The sequence below is a fragment of the Fulvivirga imtechensis AK7 genome (genome assembly GCF_000331535.1).
In the GTDB taxonomy this organism is placed as follows: Bacteria; Bacteroidota; Bacteroidia; order Cytophagales; family Cyclobacteriaceae; genus Fulvivirga; species Fulvivirga imtechensis.
Map to the genome: position 1 here is coordinate 47936 of NZ_AMZN01000009.1, position 20827 is coordinate 68762.

General features: G+C 38.3%; 18 protein-coding genes and 2 pseudogenes. 17 read left to right on the plus strand and 3 right to left on the minus strand.

Annotated elements, in window-relative coordinates; translation table 11 throughout:
• Nucleotides 1-17 precede the first annotated feature (17 nt).
• Nucleotides 18-821, plus strand: coding sequence for a 5'-nucleotidase, lipoprotein e(P4) family (locus C900_RS03845; protein ID WP_040495532.1), 804 nt, complete (start codon nucleotides 18-20; stop codon nucleotides 819-821).
• 239 nt (nucleotides 822-1060) lie between these two features.
• On the opposite strand, the gene dtd is transcribed toward C900_RS03845, so the two are convergent.
• Both dtd and C900_RS03855 read right to left on the minus strand, forming a co-directional pair.
• Nucleotides 1061-1513 carry a D-aminoacyl-tRNA deacylase gene (dtd, locus tag C900_RS03850; RefSeq protein ID WP_009578290.1) on the minus strand — a complete coding sequence of 151 codons (453 nt, stop codon included), beginning with the start codon at nucleotides 1511-1513 and terminating at the stop codon, nucleotides 1061-1063.
• A 3-nt stretch (nucleotides 1514-1516) separates the two neighbouring features.
• Nucleotides 1517-2173: an oxidoreductase gene (locus tag C900_RS03855; RefSeq protein WP_009578291.1), complete on the minus strand. Its 657-nt coding sequence runs from the start codon at nucleotides 2171-2173 to the stop codon at nucleotides 1517-1519.
• A 170-nt stretch (nucleotides 2174-2343) separates the two neighbouring features.
• Here C900_RS03855 and C900_RS03860 point away from each other — a divergent pair, with 170 nt between their 5' ends.
• A complete protein-coding gene (locus tag C900_RS03860) occupies nucleotides 2344-2748 on the plus strand; it encodes a YkvA family protein (RefSeq protein ID WP_009578292.1) in 405 nt (134 codons plus the stop codon).
• Nucleotides 2749-3195: 447 nt separating this feature from the next.
• On the opposite strand, the gene C900_RS03865 is transcribed toward C900_RS03860, so the two are convergent.
• Nucleotides 3196-3717, minus strand: coding sequence for a DUF7935 family protein (locus C900_RS03865; protein WP_009578293.1), 522 nt, complete (start codon nucleotides 3715-3717; stop codon nucleotides 3196-3198).
• 226 nt (nucleotides 3718-3943) lie between these two features.
• Between C900_RS03865 and C900_RS03870 the strand changes: the two genes are divergently transcribed.
• From C900_RS03870 to C900_RS03940, 15 genes and pseudogenes are all read left to right on the plus strand, one after another.
• Nucleotides 3944-4519, plus strand: a complete 576-nt coding sequence (locus C900_RS03870; protein WP_009578294.1) for an RNA polymerase sigma factor — start codon at nucleotides 3944-3946, stop codon at nucleotides 4517-4519.
• Nucleotides 4520-5239, plus strand: a complete 720-nt coding sequence (locus tag C900_RS03875) for a tetratricopeptide repeat protein (protein WP_009578296.1) — start codon at nucleotides 4520-4522, stop codon at nucleotides 5237-5239.
• A gap of 415 nt (nucleotides 5240-5654) precedes the next feature.
• On the plus strand, nucleotides 5655-5933 hold the full coding sequence (locus C900_RS03880; protein WP_009578298.1) for a helix-turn-helix domain-containing protein: 279 nt from the start codon (nucleotides 5655-5657) through the stop codon (nucleotides 5931-5933).
• A 102-nt stretch (nucleotides 5934-6035) separates the two neighbouring features.
• Nucleotides 6036-6803: a protein kinase domain-containing protein gene (locus C900_RS03885; protein ID WP_009578299.1), complete on the plus strand. Its 768-nt coding sequence runs from the start codon at nucleotides 6036-6038 to the stop codon at nucleotides 6801-6803.
• Between the two features lie 282 nt (nucleotides 6804-7085).
• Entirely contained in the window at nucleotides 7086-7283 is a 198-nt protein-coding gene (locus tag C900_RS29120; protein ID WP_083867429.1) for an HTH domain-containing protein, read from the plus strand.
• A 136-nt stretch (nucleotides 7284-7419) separates the two neighbouring features.
• Nucleotides 7420-7608 carry a hypothetical protein gene (locus C900_RS03890; RefSeq protein WP_040495537.1) on the plus strand — a complete coding sequence of 63 codons (189 nt, stop codon included), beginning with the start codon at nucleotides 7420-7422 and terminating at the stop codon, nucleotides 7606-7608.
• A 37-nt stretch (nucleotides 7609-7645) separates the two neighbouring features.
• Nucleotides 7646-8623, plus strand: coding sequence for a grasp-with-spasm system ATP-grasp peptide maturase (gwsG, locus tag C900_RS03895; RefSeq protein WP_009578301.1), 978 nt, complete (start codon nucleotides 7646-7648; stop codon nucleotides 8621-8623).
• Nucleotides 8624-8831: 208 nt separating this feature from the next.
• Nucleotides 8832-9956 carry a grasp-with-spasm system SPASM domain peptide maturase gene (gwsS, locus tag C900_RS28075; protein WP_009578303.1) on the plus strand — a complete coding sequence of 375 codons (1125 nt, stop codon included), beginning with the start codon at nucleotides 8832-8834 and terminating at the stop codon, nucleotides 9954-9956.
• Entirely contained in the window at nucleotides 9953-10672 is a 720-nt protein-coding gene (locus C900_RS03910; protein ID WP_040495539.1) for a hypothetical protein, read from the plus strand. The genes gwsS and C900_RS03910 overlap by 4 nt, the downstream gene beginning before the upstream one ends.
• Nucleotides 10673-11238: 566 nt before the next feature.
• Nucleotides 11239-11490, plus strand: a pseudogene (locus C900_RS31010) (hypothetical protein); the annotation flags it as partial.
• Between the two features lie 48 nt (nucleotides 11491-11538).
• Nucleotides 11539-14556 carry a CHAT domain-containing protein gene (locus tag C900_RS03920; protein WP_245558396.1) on the plus strand — a complete coding sequence of 1006 codons (3018 nt, stop codon included), beginning with the start codon at nucleotides 11539-11541 and terminating at the stop codon, nucleotides 14554-14556.
• A gap of 437 nt (nucleotides 14557-14993) precedes the next feature.
• A complete protein-coding gene (locus tag C900_RS29700) occupies nucleotides 14994-15215 on the plus strand; it encodes a hypothetical protein (RefSeq protein WP_157493883.1) in 222 nt (73 codons plus the stop codon).
• Between the two features lie 95 nt (nucleotides 15216-15310).
• Nucleotides 15311-16561, plus strand: coding sequence for a lanthionine synthetase C family protein (locus C900_RS03925; protein WP_009578311.1), 1251 nt, complete (start codon nucleotides 15311-15313; stop codon nucleotides 16559-16561).
• 8 nt (nucleotides 16562-16569) lie between these two features.
• Nucleotides 16570-19721: pseudogene (locus tag C900_RS03930) on the plus strand (lantibiotic dehydratase).
• A 12-nt stretch (nucleotides 19722-19733) separates the two neighbouring features.
• Nucleotides 19734-20827 (plus strand): JmjC domain-containing protein (locus C900_RS03940; protein ID WP_040495546.1); only part of this gene is annotated, 1094 nt, incomplete at its 3' end.

Consider the following 20827-nt stretch of genomic DNA (forward strand, 5'->3'; position numbering starts at 1 on the left):
TAATCTGAAAAACTCCCATGCACCGACTTTGCAACATATACGTTCTGGCAATGGCTTTTGCTATTATTTCCTGTACAGCTTCAAAACAAACAACCTCAACTGGCGAACGGCAGTTATCACAGCAGTTGGTTACCAGTGTATTATGGTACCAGCAATCTGCTGAAATGGTTGCCTCTTACCTACAGGCATATGAATATGGTAAGTTGGTACTTGCCGCCAAAATAGATACCATCGCTTCTGAGCGACCACTCGCAGTGGTGTTAGATATAGATGAAACTGTGCTAGACAACAGCCCCTACGAAGTTAAACAAATAAAAAAGGGACAAGTATACCAATTTGCTACCTGGAAAGCCTGGACGGATCAAGCCAGAGCAAAAGCGCTGCCAGGGGCTTTAGACTTTATAAACTTTGCCAAAAGCAAAGGGGTCGAGGTATTTTACATCTCAAATCGAAGAGAAAATGAATTGAACGCTACTATTCAGAACCTGCAAAACCTTGGATTTCCCAATGCTGATGCCAAACATGTATATCTACGAAGCGCCACCAGTGATAAAACCGCTAGACGGGATCTTGTCGCTGAAAGCTTCAATATCATCTTATTTGTAGGTGATAACCTCACTGATTACTCTGAAATATATGCCAATCGCGGTGAAAACCTGGGCAAAGAGGCTATAATGAAGAATAAAGCCGACCTGCTGTATAACTTCATTATGCTGCCCAACCCTATGTATGGAGAATGGGAAAGCGCGATCTACGACAATGACAACAGCATCAGTGCGGAAGAGAAGCTAAAGAAAAGGTTAGAGGTTTTGGAGGACTGATTTTTTTTCTGTTTGATGTTTGGGGTTTGGGGTTTGTCGGTGAAGAACTGCGAACTCTGAACTGTGAACGGTAAACTGGCTGATGCTTCTGTCTTCCGACTCCCACATCATTCATCGGATGAGATTTGCTTTGAGAAGACACTCATCCGATGAAAGCCACACACCGATCACCGATTACTGATTACTTCACCACTCATGACTCATGACTAACTACTCAATACTCACCCTGCCTACTGCTTCTACTTCCTATCCCTGGTATCTACAATAATCGTCACGGGCCCGTCATTGACAAGGCTTACTTTCATATCTGCCCCAAACTCTCCGGTTTGTACTTTTTTGTCCAGCTCGCTTTCGATGGCCGCGATAAACTTTTCGTATAGTGGTACAGCCACATCCGGTTTTGCCGCTTTAATGTAGGAAGGCCTGTTTCCCTTTTTTGTACTGGCATGAAGTGTAAATTGGCTGATCAGTAATATATCTCCGTCAACATTTAGCAGGCTCTCATTCATCACCCCATTTTCATCGTTAAAAATGCGCATATTCACGATTTTTCTACTGAGCCAGTCTATATCTTCCTCACCGTCTGCCTCCTCAATGCCCAACAACACCAGCAGGCCTTTGCCTATTTCTCCTTTTATCTTCCCATTAATCTTCACTGACGATTCGGATACTCTTTGGATGACTGCAATCATTATTTAATAGTTCTGTAGTGCTTTGGATTCGTGAATATGCCTGCCCGGACGATTTTCCTTAGCGATAGTATGCATCGCACGAGCCACCTTTATGGCATCAATGGCTTTATATTTTTTCAGAGGCCCGATAAATAAAAATCCGAAAATTTTGAAAAACACCTGAGCAGCGCTTTCGCCCGGTCTCGACTCCTCTCTTTGTCCCATGAGCAAGGCCGGTCGAAAAATATGGTAGCTGCTGTATCCGACCGTATCGATAGCTTCTTCTGCCTCTCCCTTCACCCTGTTGTAAAAGATGGATGAACCTTTATCCGCTCCAAGTGCAGAGATCAAAAGATATTGTTTGGCATTATTTCTTTTTGCCAGATGTGCTATCAGGAGAGGATAATCATAATCTACTTTTCTGAATTTCTCTTTGCTGCCGGCTTTTTTCATGGTAGAGCCTAAACAGCAGAAAATATCATCGGCAGTCATTCGGGGGGCATACTCCTCCAGTCGTTCAAAATCTACCGTCAGACTTTTCAATTTGGCGCTCTTACCTTCCATAGGCTTCCTGGTAAGGACGATCACCTCTTCATAATAAGGGTCCTGCAGAAGCAACTCCAAAAGCTTACCCCCTACTAACCCCGTAGCCCCGGCTATAAGTGCAGTTTTTTTACCCATAGATGTGGCTGTTTAGTACTCCAAATATATAAAACAGACCGGGGCAGAAAAAATATAAGTTTGAACACATCGTTTATATCTTTATCCGATTAAACCCGGCTACTTTTAATTTGACTTCGGCTTTATTAAATTAGTACATTCAAAATGTTGTCCACAATAGAACAGGCTTTATGGAAAATATCAACGATAATAAATTTTTTAGAAGCGCCAGACAGCGGGCGGGAAAAATTTTAGATAATAGAGAAAGGCTCCTCAACCTTCTGAAGGCGTCTGGCGATAAAATAAAAGAAATTGACCTGACTAAAATGCGGGAAAATAAATTCGTTGACCGCCTGAAAGTGATTATCAGAATGGTAAAAGCCTATAAAAATGGGGAGTACCGTGGTGTTCAAATACAAAATATCCTACTTCTGGTAGCGGCATTACTATACTTTGTAACTCCAATTGACCTTATCCCTGACTTTATTCCCATTACGGGATTTGTTGATGATTTTGCAGTAGTTGTATGGGTTTACAGTAGGCTACAGGAAGAAATCGACAAGTTTATTCTGTGGGAAAAGCAGACTGCGGATTGATGAAGTAATAGAGGTGTTTTAGAGGAAGTTGAAAGGTCCACCTCCGTCCTTCGGACACCTCCGCCAGCGGAAGACAGTGCTAACTAAATGCACGAAAGGCTAACAAGTAATTTTCCAATTATCGAAAGGAGTGGTCTTGTGCAAAAAAACACTGGATTCGGAAAAATATTTGTCTGACAGTTTTTTTACCGTACCTGACGAGGATAGAAGTTCTTGGATTTTAAGCAGGATGCTACAGTTTGCTAACGCAAATATGTTTTGCAACAACATATTTTCCAAGAAACATGGTGTCAGACGGTTCAAAACCGTCAGACGCCTACACTACTACCAGTTAAAACCACCACATCATCCTATGGTTGAAATTAGAGAATTAGTATTTTTAAAGCACTAAATTGAATTAGCTCTTCTAACTTTGAGGTTCTCTCTTCGACCTCTCTGCGGTTAAAGCTAAAACGCCTGTCTGATCTCGTTCTTCACCTCTCGAAGCGCATGTTGGATAGGATCTACCTGCTTTTCACCTGCTTTTTCAAATAATTTTCTGGCAAGATCGATACTGGTAGCCTCCTGAGGCAGGTTACTCACCACATCGTTGATCATCAGTATGAGGTCCTCTTTGGCCGATTTCACCAGATCCCATGATTTTTCGCTCATATACATCTGCTGAGAAACATTGTGATTGTATTCTTCCCGGATTTCATTAAGCAATATCTGCTGGAATTCACGCGCTGAATACTGACCGTTATTCAACCTTACCACCAGGTTATCAGGGGTTATTCTTTCCAGGAAAAGACAGATCCTTTCATAAGCATGAAGCCTGTTGGGTAAAATAGTTTCAATACTTCTACCCCTGATCTCTAAATGATGTTTGGTCAATTCCTTATCCAAGAATGATTTTACCACCAAATACATAGCGTAAAGTACCGCAGCAGCAGGTATCAAAAGCTTTCCAAATTCTATTGCTAATTCCATAAATAAACTAATGTTTGCACTAATGTACTGGTATCTCGTTAAAATTAAAAAGCAGCGCTTTTCTTAAGGACAAGCACAAATAAAAATCGTGGATTTATACAGGATGTCATTTTATTCTAAATTAATAACTTAGTCGCTGTTCGGGGCGTAGATTAAATGAAAATAGCACATTGAGTATAAAATTTTTGTATGGTTGTTTACTTTTAAAAAGTTTTAACACTAACTAGTGAAGGAAGACAGCAACAACATCGTTCAACGGATCAGGCAAGGCGACTCCTCCTGTTTGGAGGAATTGGTCATTGCTTATAAAAACTATTGTACCAATGGCTTAAGAAAGAAAGTGGGCTGTACGGGAGAAGAAGCGGAAGAGTTGTTTATCGATGCCTTGCTGGAGCTGAGAGATAAAATACTTGAAGGTAAGCTGGACAGGCTGATCAATACCAAGAGTTATATTTTTGGTATTTGTCAAAATATGTGGTTAGCACAAAAAAGACAGGAGCGAAAAACCCTGGAAAAAAAAAAGGATATCGAAATATACTATAGTGCTTACCTCGAGAATGATTTTTTATTTTCTCAAAATGGTGCGGATTATAAGATGCAATTAATAGAAATAGCATATCAGGCACTTGAAAGCATAGATGAAAAATGTCGCATGATCATCAAATATTTCTATCTTGAGAAAAGAAGCATGGACGAAATTGCTGAATTACTGGATTTTGCAAGCCCCGATGTGGCTAAGACATCAAAATCAAGGTGTTTCAAAAAATTAGTGGATAAAGCAAAAGAACTTGAGCAAAGCTAGATGTCAATTAAAGATGAACATAGGGCGCTAATAGACAGCTACCTCAGCAATACGCTGAGTGAAAGTGATAAAGCTGATCTGGTACGACTTCTTGAAGAACACCCCGAACTGGAAGAGTTGGTACTCGAGGAGAAAAGGATAGTCACTGCCCTGCAAGCAAGTGAAAAGGCTCAACTCAAAAAACACTTAAAAACAGTAGCAAACAATACACCCCAAAAATCGTCCGGCTTTTTTCCTGCCTGGTGGCTCGCGGCCGCTTCAGCCACACTGATTGTTTCAATAGGCTATTTCTTCTATTTGAATAACAGTTCGCTGGAGATAACATTTAATGAATACTACGAACCATATCCCGCCATCTCAGTTCAAAGAGGACAAATTACGGATATCAACAGCGCTCTAAAATTATATAGCCAGGGCAAGTATAAAGAAGCAATCGAGGCATTCGGTGACCTGACACTTTCAGACAACCCTACTTACTATCTTTACCTGGGCAACTGCTATTTACAAACAAAGGACCCCAATAAGGCCATTGAAATTTTTAAGACGGTAAATAGAGAAAGCAACGACACCATTTTAAAACAAAATGCTCAGTGGTATCTGGCACTGGCGTATCTTAAAAAAGAAGACCTACAGCAAACAAGGAAAATACTGAAAGAGATTATTCAGAATGAAGGTATCTATGCCGAACATGCAGAAAAGCTGCTCGGGAAGCTGGATTGAACCTTTTTGGAGACGGCATTAAAATATTCACCACCTACAAGCATGTAAGTAATTAGGCGATATTTGCTTAAAAACATTCCCTTTCCATACGATTTTCTTATATAAACAAGCGTTTCTCATTTCAGATCAAACCGAAAGCGGAGACATTATAATCTGGTTAACTTATTTGTAATTATTGGCCATTCGGTACAGCGCCTCAAATTTTAGCAGACTGCATCAGATGTTTTTTATAGTTCAGTGACTTATGTGTGTATGGCTTAATCCACACAGCTCTGTTTTAATCCACGGAAAAAAATACCGCCTGGCCACTTACCTCATGATGTAAGAATTTTATTTTTTTCACAAAAACCTGTTTACCTATTTCCATTAGCGACACTAACTTTTTAAAGACAAGCCAAAACTTAAAAGACCCTTTATGAAGTTTGAACAGTACCTCAAGAACATCGAAAGACTCGATCAATTGATCAGACTAAAAAATACAGGTTGCCCCGACAGCCTTGCTTCCAGACTCCACCTTTCCAGAAGCACCTTATACAGGTACCTGGACCTTATGAAGTCAATGGGCGCACCTATTACTTATGATCTGTTCAGAGAGAGCTTTATCTATGAGTACCCTGTCAATTTCGCCATGGGTTTTCACGAGGTCTATTGTCCGGAGGAACATCCCTTTTGCCTGGAAGCTAACACTTTTTAAACAGCAGTCTCAGCTTTTGAGACTACCGGCTTTTAATGTTGCTGTAGATTCAGCCTATTCAGGCAACACACTTGAAAATATTTGAATTGAAAAATTTATCCAATGGAAGCATTACAACACACAGAACCCGTTAAAAATCATTGCATAAAAATGTACGAGTTAGATCAGAACAAAGTGTATAAGGTGGACAGCATACCCAATTCATACGTACTAAAAAAGCACCCGAATGCATTGCTAAATGACATTTCATTTAACTCACCATACATCGTAAAATACTACAAGATCATCTACGATATCAATACCGAACATATTTACACGGTAATGGAGAAGGTAAAGGGCGCTTCAATGGATCAACTGCTACAGCATGGCTGCCCTTCTTATGATGTTATCAAAAACATGATATTTAAGATATTAAAAGGCTTTGAAGTGATCCACCAGGCTGATGTCCTTCACCGTGATGTTTGCATGAAGAATATTTTTGTAGAATTCTCCTTCCCTACCTTCACTCCAAAGGTCTCAGGCTTTAACATCTTCGAGCCTTATCACCTGGATAACAGGATCAATACCAGTGACGCTGCTTACCTGGCGCCTGAGGTATGGAACTATTCGGATTACAACGTAAAGTCAGAGATATGGGCCATCGGTATGCTGGTCTATAATATGCTGGATGCTAAATTTAAATTTTCGGCAAGTGCTAAGCACTACAAAGATGCGTTGATAGAGCTGCCCCGGTGCTTTAGAAATTTCACCCGGGTAGCTTTGGCAGAAAATCCTGCAGACCGGCCAAACTCCATATCAGAACTGGTCGGTATTCTTTATGAGGATCTGGATGAAGCCGATAAGATTTCGTTTAGGAATCTGGCGGAGTAGTGTTATTAGCAGATTTTCCTTTTTTTCGGAGGCTATTTTTAGGTATTTTTCGAGATTGAAGTCAGGTAATTTTATTTATCCTTCAAATTAATCTACAACTTATCTAAGTGATTTAGCATGGGAATCACTTTTTGGTGTCTCATCGGTCAGAATAGTTATAGCCTAACAACTGCTACTCCTATAGCATCCGCTAGCACTCTTTATAAAAGGAATTTTTTAATAAAAATGTTTACCTAATACTAAAGCTGTCACTACTCTTTAAGACCTAACACCTTTTGCATTATGAAATATTCCGAGTATTCGAATGTTTTAGATAGGATTATCTTCTTAGCAGAACGAAAAATGACCGGCACACCAAATGAGCTCTCTCAAAAATTGAATGTTTCACCAAGTACGATTAAGAGGATGATCCGGACTCTAAAGGATAAAAACATTCCAATTACCTACTGTCGCTACGAAAATTCATATATAATACAATAAATTATTTGAATATTATTTTCAAAGATCATGATTTGATCTTATTGCATATTAATATTGTATAAAGTTATGGCGCCATATTAGGCGGAAACCGAAAAGCCTCAAATAGAGTAGGTAACAATACAGATAAATCATTATTATGAAAAAGTCCTTAAAAAAATTTGAATCTGAGACTTTAGGAAAGTCTATTTTGTTTAACACCATGTGTAAAAAAATTCTGGGAGGAAGTACAACTTCAAATGGCCACTCCACATCATCAACAGGATCGGACTGCGATGATGCAACAAGTGATCAGGATGTCGATGTGAAAACTCCAGAGATGTATTAGTTGTATAGGGGGCATTTGCCCCCTTACGCAAGAAGACATGATTGTTATTTATAGTATATCTACTGACGGAACCACCACAGAAGTTATCAATTGGTTAAAGTCAAAAACTAAAATTCCCGTTTTAAGGATCAATACAGATTTAAACAACGTAGCCTTTGTCCGCTATGATGAACAAGAAAGGGAATTTTTAATATCAAAAAACAACAAAGTTTTTAACTTATTTGACGCTAAAAGTTTTTGGTACAGAAAAGGTGGACACCTTTATTTAACTGAAATCAACACTGAGATCAAACCGTATGATGGATTATATGCAGGTTTACTGTCAAAATTAAAATCGGAACAGGTTTCTCTGAACCATTTTATTAAGAGATTCTTGGAGAGAGCATCAACAATAAGCTTGGGATCCGCCTTCAATGCTAGTCCTAACAAATTAAATGTTTTAGATATAGCAAAAGATCACGGATTAGCAACCCCCATTACCTTTATTATTGACAATAAAAACGATCTTAGGACTAAGATAAGCCAGTATGGTGAATTAATAACGAAAGCAATATCCGATGGTATCTACCTATTTAATCGAGATTATTCTTTCTATTCTTACACAGAACTCGTAAACGAAAACGTCATAAAATCTTTACCGGACAAGTTCTTTCCCTCTTTATTTCAAGTCAAAATCAAGAAGAAATTTGAAGTTCGTACATTTTTAATTAACAGAGAATTCTATTCTATGGCAATATTCTCACAAAGAAACCGCCAAACAGAAATTGATTTTAGGAAATATGATGGAAAGAAACCGAACCGATGTATACCTTTTGTACTACCGAATCACATCAAAGCAAAATTGCTCAAAGTGGCCGGTGAACTTAAATTAAATACGGGATCGGTTGATCTCATTGTTGACTCACATGATCAATTCATATTTTTAGAAATCAATCCCGTAGGTCAATTTTCAATGGTTTCTTATCCATGTAATTATTATTTAGAAGAAAAAGTTGCCGATTATTTAATACCCTGATTGAAATGCAAAAAGAAAATAAAGTTCGAATATCAGATAAAGACAAGAAATCACTACCTGTATTCTGCTATTCTATATACTTCAACGAAATGATTTCTCGCGAAATCGAAAATAAACTTTTCACCTATGGACAAAATAGCGAAAGCATATACGGCAGATATAGTGCCACAAGACCAATTTCTAAAATCATCAAAATGGAGAACCTAAAATGAACTATAAACTCTCTGATCAATACCTACTTTTATTTACTGATTGTTTACTGACTAAAGGAGTTGTAAACGCAACAATATGTGATACTACAAGAGGAACAATAGATATAATCCCTGCAGCATATTATGAACTTTTAGAAGAATTGAAAGTTTATCCACTTTCACATGTTTATGATAAATACAATGAAGGTACTCATGAGCATATTACTGATTTTATTAGATTTTTATTAAAAAAAGAGTATGCAATTTTACTAAATGACAAAAAATTTTTCCCGGAAATAAAACGGGAATGGCGGTCTCCAGAAAAAATTAATAATGCAATAATCGATATCAATTCTCTCAGGCTCGATTTTAGGAGTATAATTGAACAGCTAGATGATCTAAATTGTCAGGTCATACAATTGCGAATATATAGTAACCTATATTCACTTGATGAATTATCAATGATCATTAATTTAATGAGAGATACTTCAATAAAAGGCGTAGAAATATTAATTAAGTATGCACCGGAGTATCAGGAGAAAGATTATATCCTTTTTTTTGAAAGTCATATATTAATTTCCTCACTTCATATACATTCTGCGCCCATTGATAAGACTGTTGGCATTGATTTTGGATATAAGGGCAAGTCTAAAACAGCTTTGGCTTCAATTAAAACCAAAATCTATTTTATCAAGGAGCAAATTGTAGATTCGACAAAATGTGGAGAAATAAAAAAAAGTTACTTTTGCTTAAACAGTGTAAGCGACATTATGCATAACTCATGCTACAATAGTTGTCTGAACAAGAAAATTGCTATAGATGTCAATGGAGAAATAAAAAACTGTCCTTCAATGACCAAAAGCTTTGGAAATATCAACAAAGATACATTACAGGAGGTTTACAGTCAATCGACATTTAAAGAGTTATGGAACGTAACCAAGGACCAAATTGATGGTTGTAAGGTATGTGAGTTTCGTTTGGTATGTTCAGACTGTCGTGCGTTTTTAGAAAACCCACAAAATAAGCATTCAAAACCTCTAAAGTGTGGTTATGATCCGTATACTGGAAAATGGCATGAATGGACATCCGACCACCTGATAAAACGTAGAGCAATGCAATACTATCAATTGAAACAACAATGAAAAGGCATTTTTACGTCATCTATGTATTATTAGCTTCATGTACTATGACTACCAACAACGAAGGATTTCAATGGAATTATGAAGCCAAGATTGAGAATAAAAACAACAGGGAAGACTCTACCAAATGGGATCTTGAGAACTTTGAAATAGATCGGAAAGCCAAAGATCAGCCAGGAGTCTTTCCATATCCAAGATATGATTTGGTAGCACCTAATAGCTTTAATGGGTTGGGATATGGGGGAGAATTTTCAGGCATCAATCTTAATAATAAAACCTTTGTTTACAACTACTATTATGTTAATAAAAATGTTGTGAATGAAAAGTTTATTGATGGATTAGAACATGATGTCTTCTTTACTATAGTCGTCTCCACTGATTTCGTGGATGAGCGTAACTATAGTCACATTTCTGCCGACCTAAGCTCCAGAAATCACCCCAACTACCTTGCACAGGGATTCATTAAAACGTCAAATAACATCATTCAATATTCTGCTTTTATAACGGGCGACAGAGATTCTTATGCAATCATTAACTCTAATTTATTTGATCTTTCGTTGGGGCGATTGATTCTGATAGTTCCCCAAAAAGATCGATCCCTTCGCACAAAACAACTTACACTTCCTCTTCTAAGCAAAGACGACCTGGATGGCTACATTCAGTCTCTATTAATGGAGAAGGATGTAATAATGTTATATCAAAATGGCAATGCAATTTAAAAACGATGTGCGAAATTCCTTCATTCATTTACCGCCCTCAAGATTACTTGGCACAGAATCTAACTTACAGCAAAGTAGGCGAATCATTTGACAAGATCATGTAAAGAATAAAGCGAAATTTAACAATAGCACTGGCTTTTCTAATAGCTTATGCACTATTTCACAACTGGGACGCTATTAAACAGATATTATATCAATGAATGATGAACTATTAAGATAAAATGACATAAGCACATTTCTAGGGAAATCGGTCACAATGGCTGTGGTCCTAATGGGGTTGGTAATTGTGACGACAGGAAAATACCTTTAAGGTGTATAAAAACAGCAATCAGCAACAATTTTATTATATTTTGTAGGGATGAATCTGCTCCCTCTATATCTTTATTCATTGATCTCATTTCCTGGTGGAGAAATAAAAAACTGTCCTTCAATGACCAAAAACTTTGGAAATATCAACAAGGATACTCCTAGTTTGATCTTGGATTTTTCAATTTATTTGGGATTGGCGAAATATCGAGCTAGAAATGAAAATTTAAAGCAGCTATATGCCTAGGCGAGTATTTTTTATGCTATTTTCAACACTATGGAGTTTATACTTTTCTACTCTTCAAGCAGAGCGTTTAGATAGTTTATTTCAAAGTGCTCTGCTCAACTATAACAATGGGCATTATGATTCCTGCATCTCCATTCTAGAACCCCAGTTGCCGACTATTAAGGATAATAATCGAAAAATTAGTTTTCTAAATCTGCTTGGTAAATGTTATAAAAGAAGCTTCTTATTAGAAGAAGCGCGTAAATACTTTCAGAAAGCTATTCAATTAAATGAATCCACCAATAATTCCTATTATGTAGAAAGTATTCTAGGTATGGGTGACACCTACGCGCTGGAACATAAGCTTGACTCCACATTATACTATACCCAATTGATAGCTGAAGCTAACGCCAATACAAATAAATATAAAGGTCATTATTTATTTAATTTAGGCAAATCTTACCTATCCACCAACAGTGCAAGAGCAGAAGACCTGTTTGTTTCCGCATTAAAATCATTTGATCCACGTGATGACGAAATTTTAATTTTATATGTATGGTTGGCTGATATGTTAATCGAAGAAAATAGAATCGATGAAGGATATTCCTATATTAGAGAGGCACTTTTAATTCAAGAAAAATTTTACCCTGCCAATAAGATTCTTCTGGCGTACATTCATCTTGAAATCGGCTTCTATTACCATGCAAAGGGAGATCTAAAAGATGCAATTAAGAGTTACAAAGATACTGAGACAAGGTTTTTAAGGAATGATAGCACTATAGCTGGTCAATATTATCTAAGTGAAGTTAACCGCCTAATGAACCTTTCCTATGAATTGCTCGGAGACTACGACAATGCTCTTAGATGTGGTATGAAAAATTTGGTTTTAAAAGAAAAGCTCTCACTTACCAACAAATACAAAATTAGTGAGGCTCTTTTGGGTCTAGCCAAGATATACTATCATATAGGTATATCTTCAAAAGCTTTGACTTTAATTGAACAAGCTATCCCCTTTTTCATCGAATCTAAATCTCAAATTTACCTCGCGCAATGTTTTCTTATTAAGGGAGCCATATACTTTGAGTCCAGGCACTTTGAAGAGTCAATAATTCAATATGAGTTGGCCAACAGCGCGATTGCTAATTCTAATATTTTAACTAGTGTGCCATTTATAGTTAATTTCAATAAATCTATGTCTCTTCTCCATATGAGCAAAACATACGAAGCTAAACTTCTATTGGACCAAACCATAACTGACTATACCGAAATTTATGGTGAACGTATTCAACTCGCCAGCTATCTGATGCTACAAGGTTTAATTTTTCAGAAGTTGAAAACATATGATTCAGCAGATTATTCATACAAAAAAGCATTAAAATTATTTACAGACAACAAAATATCTGAGCATCGATCTTTGACATGGATTTTAAACATTTATTTATCATTTCTAATAGATCATCACAGCCTGCAAGATGTAGAATATCTCTTAAAAAGAGCATTCAAAAGTAATGCGAGCAATTACGACCTGCAATCGATAGCAACCTTAGACGTAGAAAATTCACGTAATGTGTACGAAAGCATTACTACATGCTATTTAGCAGCAAAGTATTTCCAAAAAACCTACCAGTACACAAAAGATAAGAGATACCTTTTAAAATCTATAGAGTTAATAACTTCAATTGTTAACTTAATTGAAAATAAAAAAAAATCATACCAGTACCGAATTAGCGATAAATTGTTTAGGGAAAGATTTCATAATAAAATATATATCCAAGCTATCAGTGTTATCTATGATATAGTCACTTTAGAAAATAACTCCAACTATCTATCTAACGCATTTATGTTCATAGGCAAAGGGAAATCCTCCGTTTTGCTGGAAAATTTGAATGAAAATATCGCTTTGGAATTCAGATCGATACCAGACAGTACAAGAATCCAAGAGTCAAGTTTAATAAGTCAGCTTCTTTATTTGAAAACCTCAATAAAAAACCTTGGCGAGAAAGCCAATGAACTTTCTCAATTAAACTCGTTTAAAACTGAATTAATTGCTGCTGAAATAAAATACGACAGCCTCATCACCCACCTCGAACAAAACTACCCCGAATACTACAACCTCAAATACAACTTCGATGTTCTCTCCATCAAAGACGTGCAGCAAAAGCTAAAAACCAATGAAGCCCTGATCGAATACTTCAATGGAGAAAATCAAACCTATGCCTTCACCATCACCAAAGACACTGCTCACTTTCAAACATTACCTATGGTTGAAGAGGCAGGGATAGAAGGATTTAGAGCTGCACTTAATCCGGATTTTATTAACAAAGAGCCTGGTGAGGTTTTTACTGAATATACTGAATCGGCTTATCATCTTCATCAAAAAATTCTGGCTCCCTTGTTGGAAAATATTGATAACACCAAAATCAATACGCTAAAGATCATCCCTGATGGACTTTTGAGCCTGGTCCCATTTGAAACGCTGATCACAGCTCCTCACCAGGGAGCAGTTGGCGACTACAAATCGCTGTCTTACCTGATGAAGCAGTTCAATATCAGCTATGGCTACTCCGCCACCTCCCTATTCAAAATGAGCGAAATGAAAAAAGAGGACATGGGTAGCAATGTACTGGCATTTGCACCAACTACATCGCTGTCATCAGAAACTGCGAGTCTCAACCCACTCCGATGGAACCAAAGCGAAATTGATGACATCACACAGTTCTTTAACACCGATACGGCTGCAGGATTACTTGCTACAGAATCTAGCTTTAAGGAAAAAATACAGCAATACCCTATCGCGCACCTGGCCATGCATGCAGTGGTGAACAATGAAGACCCCATGTACTCCAAACTCCTTTTTGCTCCTCCTCAGGATACGCTGGAAGACGGCATGCTGCACACTTTCGAGTTGTACAACATGCGTCTGAATACACAAATGGTGGTACTCAGCGCCTGCAACACCGGCTATGGAAAGCTCCAGAAGGGTGAAGGTGTGATGAGCCTTTCAAGAGCTTTTGCCTATGCAGGATGTCCGTCAATCGTCATGAGCCACTGGTCGGTGGATGATAAAGCTACTGCTACGCTGATGAAATATTTCTACCAGCACCTGGCTGAGGGAGAAGACAAAGACGTAGCCCTCAAAAATGCCAAGCTGGATTTTTTGAATAACAGCTCTCCACTTTACCACCACCCCTATTTTTGGAACAATTTTGTGGTGCTGGGGGATGTGAAGCCGGTGAGGAAAACGGACCATGTCACATATTGGATATTGGCTATATTCGTAGGCTTGGTCTTGGTAGTTTTCGCCTACTATGCCCTGCTAAAGCATCGTGGAAGAATAGGGATTTTAAAGTAACGCATGTTATTAGCAGCCAAAATTCAGAATGGAAATAAACCATTCATTATTACAATATAGCTCATACCTATTCGGCCTTTTGAAAAAGTCGGTTCATGATCCATTAATTAATGTAAAATGTTGAACGTTTACTTGCCCCACATAATCACATAATCTCGCATAGCAATACTTGCTTCATGGTTTAATCCTTTGAATTATACAGATGTTTACATAAACCTAAATGCTACACTAACTATAGAAGGCCATAGAAATTAACTCTATTTTTATAAATATGAATGCTTTTTATAGTTTGATTTTACCGCTAAACAAGAAAATTATAGAGTCCGATAATACCGGACTCGTACGCCCTAACTTTAGCACAAGTTCTGTACGTACGAACTCAAGCGGTTGTCGAAAAGCTTTATTAGAGTAGACAAAGAATTAAACCAAACTTAAAAATGAAAAAAGCTCGTAAAAAACTGACACTGAAAAAAGACATGATCACTTCTATGTCGAACCATGAAATCGCAACTGTAAAAGGTGGATTCTTATCTATCGGACATACTTGTAGCGATAGAAACAAGTGTGAGAGAATGAACACCAGCCACTGGGGCAATGGTTGTTCAACCAACAGTTGTAACCCACACTACAGCACAGAGGGTACATGTCCTATTGAGTAGTAAGAAGCCTCACAAAAGTAAACCCTGTCTGCAGAGGCAGACAGGGTTTAATATCTCAAGCATTTAAATCAAAGTTGGCTGTAAAAACGAACAAAATGCACAATTTCCAGATTAGCGAATCGCCCACTCAAAAAACTATAGAAGGCATTTTACTGGATATCGAAAGAGATGTCAGTAAAAATTTGCCTGAATCTCCCGGATTGCTAAATGGTACATCAGGCGTATTGCTACTTTATATCAACCTCTACCATCTCTCAAAAAACCATTCATTTCTTGAAAAATCGCTGGACATGATGGAGTTATCGGTTGATAAACTAAACACGTTCATTAAAAAATCATCTGATCCTTATATAGACTCTTTGGGTCACGGTATCACAGGAATAGGCTGGATTCTGGAAAAACTCAATAAAATTGAGCCCGTTGATACTTGCCTTTTAAACGATTTTGAGGAGGTGATTCATAACACTGTAAAGAACGATAAACTGCGGGGAAGTTACGATCTCTTTTATGGTGTTTTGGGTAAAGGTGTTTACTTCCTGGAGCGAGATCCTGATGGTGCATCTGAGCAAGGTCTCAAGCAGGTAGTTGACACACTATGGTACATGTATGAAAAACATGGATGGCAAGATAAGTTCAACAAAAAGGATTGTCCATCAGACACTGTTTACAATTTAGGATTAGCCCACGGAATAGCAGGGATTACTTCATTTCTGTCGAAACTATCAGTAAGAAATATTTATTCGGATAGGGTTGATCCTCTACTCCAGCATTCACTCGATTGGCTTCTACGCTACCGTAATGACCAACTGGGTATTTGCCGTTATCCCTCAGTAATTGTAAATGGCGATATTTCATCATATGGTGACTTGTCGTGGTGCTATGGCGACCTGGGAGTAGCGATAGCATATTTGCAAGCCTATAAAGCGACCCATCAGGAGGTCCTCAAGGAGGAGGCCATCAAAATAGCGTCATTAGCGTCAAAACGAATGCTAGAGCAATCAACAGTACGTATGACAGACGACAGTCGTCTTATTGACCCTTGCTTCTGTCACGGTTCGGCAGGTATAGCACATCTGTTTAAAAGGATAGCGCAGGCCACCCATTATCATGAATTTGAACGTTGTAGCCATTATTGGATAGAACAAACGCTAACCGTTGGCAGAAGCTACTCTGATGATACTATTGGAGGTTTTTTAGAAGCTGACACTGACGACTCAAAAAAGACCGTTTGGAAAAAGAACAGTGGCTTGCTTACTGGTGCCTCAGGGGTGGCGCTTTGTCTCATGTCATCCTTACCAAACTTCAACAGCAACTGGGACAGCCTATTTTTTACAGATATTAATTAAACAGCCATATGTTGACAGCACTCGACTATTACTTTCTACGTACTCCTCTTTTACCGTTCCAAGCGTTAAATGAAATTGCCCAAAAACCATTTAACAAAGAAACTATTTCAGCACTATGGAAGGATCCTGTTATCAAAGAGGCTATTTTTATCGCCAGTCATTCTCTTTATAAAGAGGTAGAGGAGTATCTCCGCTTTGAGGGTGACAACTATAAAAAGGAAGAAAAGCTCAAGCACTCATTATTTAAGTACCTCACCAGAATGTCAACGCGGTGCACTCCGTTTGGCCTTTTGGCTGGTATTTCCGAAGGGGAGATCTCTAACACCACAGATCTCCGACTGATCTCCCGGGAGCACTATAAAAGATTTGTGCGCCTTGATATGAACTACCTTTTGAGCTTCGTCAACGCTTTGATAGAAGATGAAGAGGTCTTCCGGCAAATAAAGCTATATCCGAACAATACGATTTTAAAGCTATCCTCCTTCTCCCGCTACGTAGAATTCAAATTTTCAGGATCGTATAAGCAGGGTCAACTCGTAAGTGTCGAAAACAGTTTTTATACCGATCTGATCCTGGCTACAGCAAAAAAAGGAGCCACGCCTGTTGAGTTATCACATGCAATTGTCAACGCAGATGATGAAATTCACTATGACGATGCCTACGCATTTGTAAAAGAATGCTTTGAAAATCAGCTACTGACTCACAACCTCAGGCCGTTTATTACCGGGGAAGATCCCTTAAAGCAAGTGCTGGATAAACTCAATGGAATTAATAAAACACCTGAACTTCAACATAAATTAGATCAGCTTCAGGGTGTAGCTCACGAGCTACAAAAGTTAAACTCCAGTTCCATTGGAGTAAACACATCGTCATTTATTCAGCTCAATGAAACACTAAAGGAGCTAAACGAGAAAAACGAGCTGAATTTCTTCTTTCAGTTGGACCTTTACAAGCCATCGATTGGAGCCCAACTAAACCGAAGTGTCACCAAAGACCTCCAAAAGGCTTTTAAGCTGTTGTGCATAGATAACAAAGGGGGAACGCCTCATCTAAATACATTTAAAAGAAAATTTCTGGAGAGATATGGAGATAAAGAAGTCCCGCTTCTGGAAGTAGTAGATCCTGATCTCGGTTTGGGCTTTCCTGTAGACGGCAATACCACTAACAGCTATCCGTGGATACAAGATATTCCCTTAGAAGGCCCTGTAAAGCAGGCGAATCAGACAAACTCTGCCTGGACATCATTTTTAACAACAAAGTATCTGGAGGCCTTAACAGAAAGAAGGACAACCATTGACCTCACTGATCAGGACGTAGAACCGTTTCTTTCCCAGGACATCAAGGACCTCCCTGACTTGCTATACAGCGTGTGCAGTATAATCGCACCGTCTCCTGAGGCTATTGATAAAGGAGAATATATAATATACCATGATATAACGGCCGGTAATCCAGTAGGAACTATTGCAGGGCGGTTCTGTTACTTAAATCCGGAAATACACAAACATGTGAAACAAACCGCTGAGCTGGTTGAAAAAAGTCATCCTGAGAAAATCTATGCAGAAGTACTGTTTTTGTCTCAGGATCGTGCCGGAAATATTGCACTCCGCCCTATCTTAGGCAGCTTTGAAATCCCGATTTTTGAAAGGTCCTCTCTACCTGATAAAAACATGATCTCGCTCGATGACCTTTATGTGTCTGTAGATAATGACCAAATTATCCTGAGGTCCGAAATTCATAATAAAGAAGTGGTCCCCCGCATGTCGAATGCTCATGCCTATATGAACAGCTCGGTTCCAGTCTATCGTTTTTTGTGCTCCCTACACCATGACAATACAAAGTACAGGTTTGGCTGGGACAGGTACCCGATATTACCCGATAATACTTTTCTCCCAAGGGTTGCATATGGCAAGGTAATACTGGCGAAAGCAAGATGGATCATTCGACAGAGTGACCTGCAACCTTATGACCCGGATTCATTACCTAAAAGATTAAGACAGTTTATAAAAAACCTGAATATACCACCAAAGGTAGAACTTATTGACTCTGATGGCAGCCCTTTATTAATTAACTTAAACAACAGTGAGGGGTTTAATATCTTAACTGCATCCATCAAAAACCACCACTCTGTGGTACTTGAAGAGTATCTCTTCAGCAATGGCTCTTTCCCGACAGACAACTCTTCTTCACACGGTTTTATCAATGAATTTATTATTCCATTTAAAACAGATAAAGCCTCTACTCTAAACCACAGGAGAATCCCAGTGTCTCAATCCGCACAAAGGACATTCTTGCCAGGGTCAGAATGGGTATATTACAAATTGTATTGCGGAAAAAATTCAGCCAACAAAGTGCTGACCGAATATCTTCAGCCGCTGGTTCGGGAATTAAAAAGAAAGAATTTAATCAAAAAGTGGTTTTTCATCAGATATGCGGATCCCGAACACCACCTCAGGGTTAGATTTCTGTCCAACAAAGCGGGCAACTACGAAATACTTCAGCTATTTAACAGGTTCATGTTATCCGCCATAGACAACAAGTTGATTTGGAAGTAGTAATCGATTCTTATGAAAGAGAGTTGGAAAGGTATGGATCGCTGAATATCAACAACAGTGAGAGCTTATTTACCACAGACAGCACATTAATATTACAGATCCTAAGTAATGCTGAAGTTAAGGGAGATCACCTGCTACAGTGCGCTATTTTGGGCGTTCATCTACTGGTAGAGTCTTTTGATCTAAGTCTCACCGAAAAAAACGAGTTTTTTAGCTACCTAAGCTATGGGTTTCGGGAAGAATTCAGCGCCAACAGTACTGCAGCTAAAAAACAACTGGGTGAGAAGTATAGAAATTACAGAAGTATGCTTTGGCAGGTGGTACCGGGTCCTCCAAAAGATCCCTTTCTAAAGGAAATACTACCTCTCTATCAAGGGTGGCAAAACTCAATGAAAGAAAGCATCCGGAAGATAGCAGGATTAAAGGAAAAGCGGCAACTGGAAATCGACCCATATGATCTCCTGGCCAGCTATATCCACATGCATCTTAACAGGCTATTTGATAATAACCAGCGGCTATCCGAAATGGTAGTTTATGACCTACTCAACCAACACTACAGGTCGCTGGCAGCCATAAAAAAATCAAACAAAATGCACCTTCAAATCTAATTGGAAATCGCTATGCTAAACAATACACAAGTTGCCGATCATCTATCAGACTTTTTTGGCGGTGACTATTTTACTAAAAATTACTGGACCCGCCAACCATTGCTTCTAACAGACAAGAAGTGGGAGCTAAATTCATTAATAAGTATAACAGAAATCGACCGGCTGATTACAGAAAGCAGGTTTACAGATAAGGATATAAGGCTAGGGAAAGACGGTTCTACGATTCCTGCCTATGAATACCTGGATTACGTCAAAGGTGAAGGGGTAGTAAATCCGGCCAAAATTCTGCATCAGTACAGAAACGGAGCATCAATCATATTAAACAGGTTAAACAATCACAATTACGCTTTAGCAGAACTCTGCAGGTTATTTGATAAGAAGATGAAAATACTGAAGGAGTGCTATACTAATATCTATATTACCCCTCCAAACTCCTACAGTTTCCCGCCTCATTACGATGAACAGGATGTTGTTGTTCTCCAAATTGAGGGTGAAAAGCAATGGAAGGTGTTCAATCCAATAGTAGAAAATCCGTTGGAAGAACAGATGTATCAGGATGTAGCCAAAACCGATTATGCCAGTGATCAGGTAATGAATGTCACGCTCGCAAAAGACGATATTCTTTATGTGCCGAGAGGTTTTGTTCATGAGGTTAACACCACTGATGAGCCTTCAATACATATAACGCTTACTATTATTCCTTACACCTGGTATGATATCTGCCAAAGTACTTTAAAATTTGCTATGGCTAATGATGCCGAATTGAGGAGTGCTGTTCCAGTTGACATCTTTGATGGTTTCAACGACCATTTAAAGCACTATCGCGATAGAATTCAAAGCTTTTCTGCAGTGAAAAACCTGGAAAAAGCTCTAAATTCAATAAATATTAGCAGGAACACTTCTGGTAAACCGATGGTGAAAGGACTTTTTGAAACATTATATAACAAAACAAGTCTCAAAGAGGGTGTAACAATTTTCAATCGTTCCTCTAATAAAGTTTCATTAAAAACAAAAGATGAGGAGCTATTTTTAAATTTCAATAGCAGGACAATTAAAATGCCTGCTAGTGTAATGATTTTTTATAAACCGAACTATTTCCTTTGTAA

Excerpts from the sequence above, each read along its gene's own strand:
- C900_RS03910 (WP_040495539.1), top strand. The coding sequence starts at position 9,953 with ATGAAAAGGCATTTTTACGTCATCTATGTATTATTAGCTTCATGTACT.
- C900_RS03875 (WP_009578296.1), top strand. The coding sequence starts at position 4,520 with ATGTCAATTAAAGATGAACATAGGGCGCTAATAGACAGCTACCTCAGC.
- gwsG (WP_009578301.1), top strand. The coding sequence starts at position 7,646 with ATGATTGTTATTTATAGTATATCTACTGACGGAACCACCACAGAAGTT.
- dtd (WP_009578290.1), bottom strand. The coding sequence starts at position 1,513 with ATGATTGCAGTCATCCAAAGAGTATCCGAATCGTCAGTGAAGATTAAT.
- C900_RS03845 (WP_040495532.1), top strand. The coding sequence starts at position 18 with ATGCACCGACTTTGCAACATATACGTTCTGGCAATGGCTTTTGCTATT.
- C900_RS03880 (WP_009578298.1), top strand. The coding sequence starts at position 5,655 with ATGAAGTTTGAACAGTACCTCAAGAACATCGAAAGACTCGATCAATTG.
- C900_RS03885 (WP_009578299.1), top strand. The coding sequence starts at position 6,036 with ATGGAAGCATTACAACACACAGAACCCGTTAAAAATCATTGCATAAAA.
- C900_RS29120 (WP_083867429.1), top strand. The coding sequence starts at position 7,086 with ATGAAATATTCCGAGTATTCGAATGTTTTAGATAGGATTATCTTCTTA.
- C900_RS03925 (WP_009578311.1), top strand. The coding sequence starts at position 15,311 with ATGCACAATTTCCAGATTAGCGAATCGCCCACTCAAAAAACTATAGAA.
- C900_RS03865 (WP_009578293.1), bottom strand. The coding sequence starts at position 3,717 with ATGGAATTAGCAATAGAATTTGGAAAGCTTTTGATACCTGCTGCTGCG.
- C900_RS03855 (WP_009578291.1), bottom strand. The coding sequence starts at position 2,173 with ATGGGTAAAAAAACTGCACTTATAGCCGGGGCTACGGGGTTAGTAGGG.
- C900_RS03860 (WP_009578292.1), top strand. The coding sequence starts at position 2,344 with ATGGAAAATATCAACGATAATAAATTTTTTAGAAGCGCCAGACAGCGG.
- C900_RS29700 (WP_157493883.1), top strand. The coding sequence starts at position 14,994 with ATGAAAAAAGCTCGTAAAAAACTGACACTGAAAAAAGACATGATCACT.
- C900_RS03890 (WP_040495537.1), top strand. The coding sequence starts at position 7,420 with ATGAAAAAGTCCTTAAAAAAATTTGAATCTGAGACTTTAGGAAAGTCT.
- gwsS (WP_009578303.1), top strand. The coding sequence starts at position 8,832 with ATGAACTATAAACTCTCTGATCAATACCTACTTTTATTTACTGATTGT.
- C900_RS03920 (WP_245558396.1), top strand. The coding sequence starts at position 11,539 with ATGGGTGACACCTACGCGCTGGAACATAAGCTTGACTCCACATTATAC.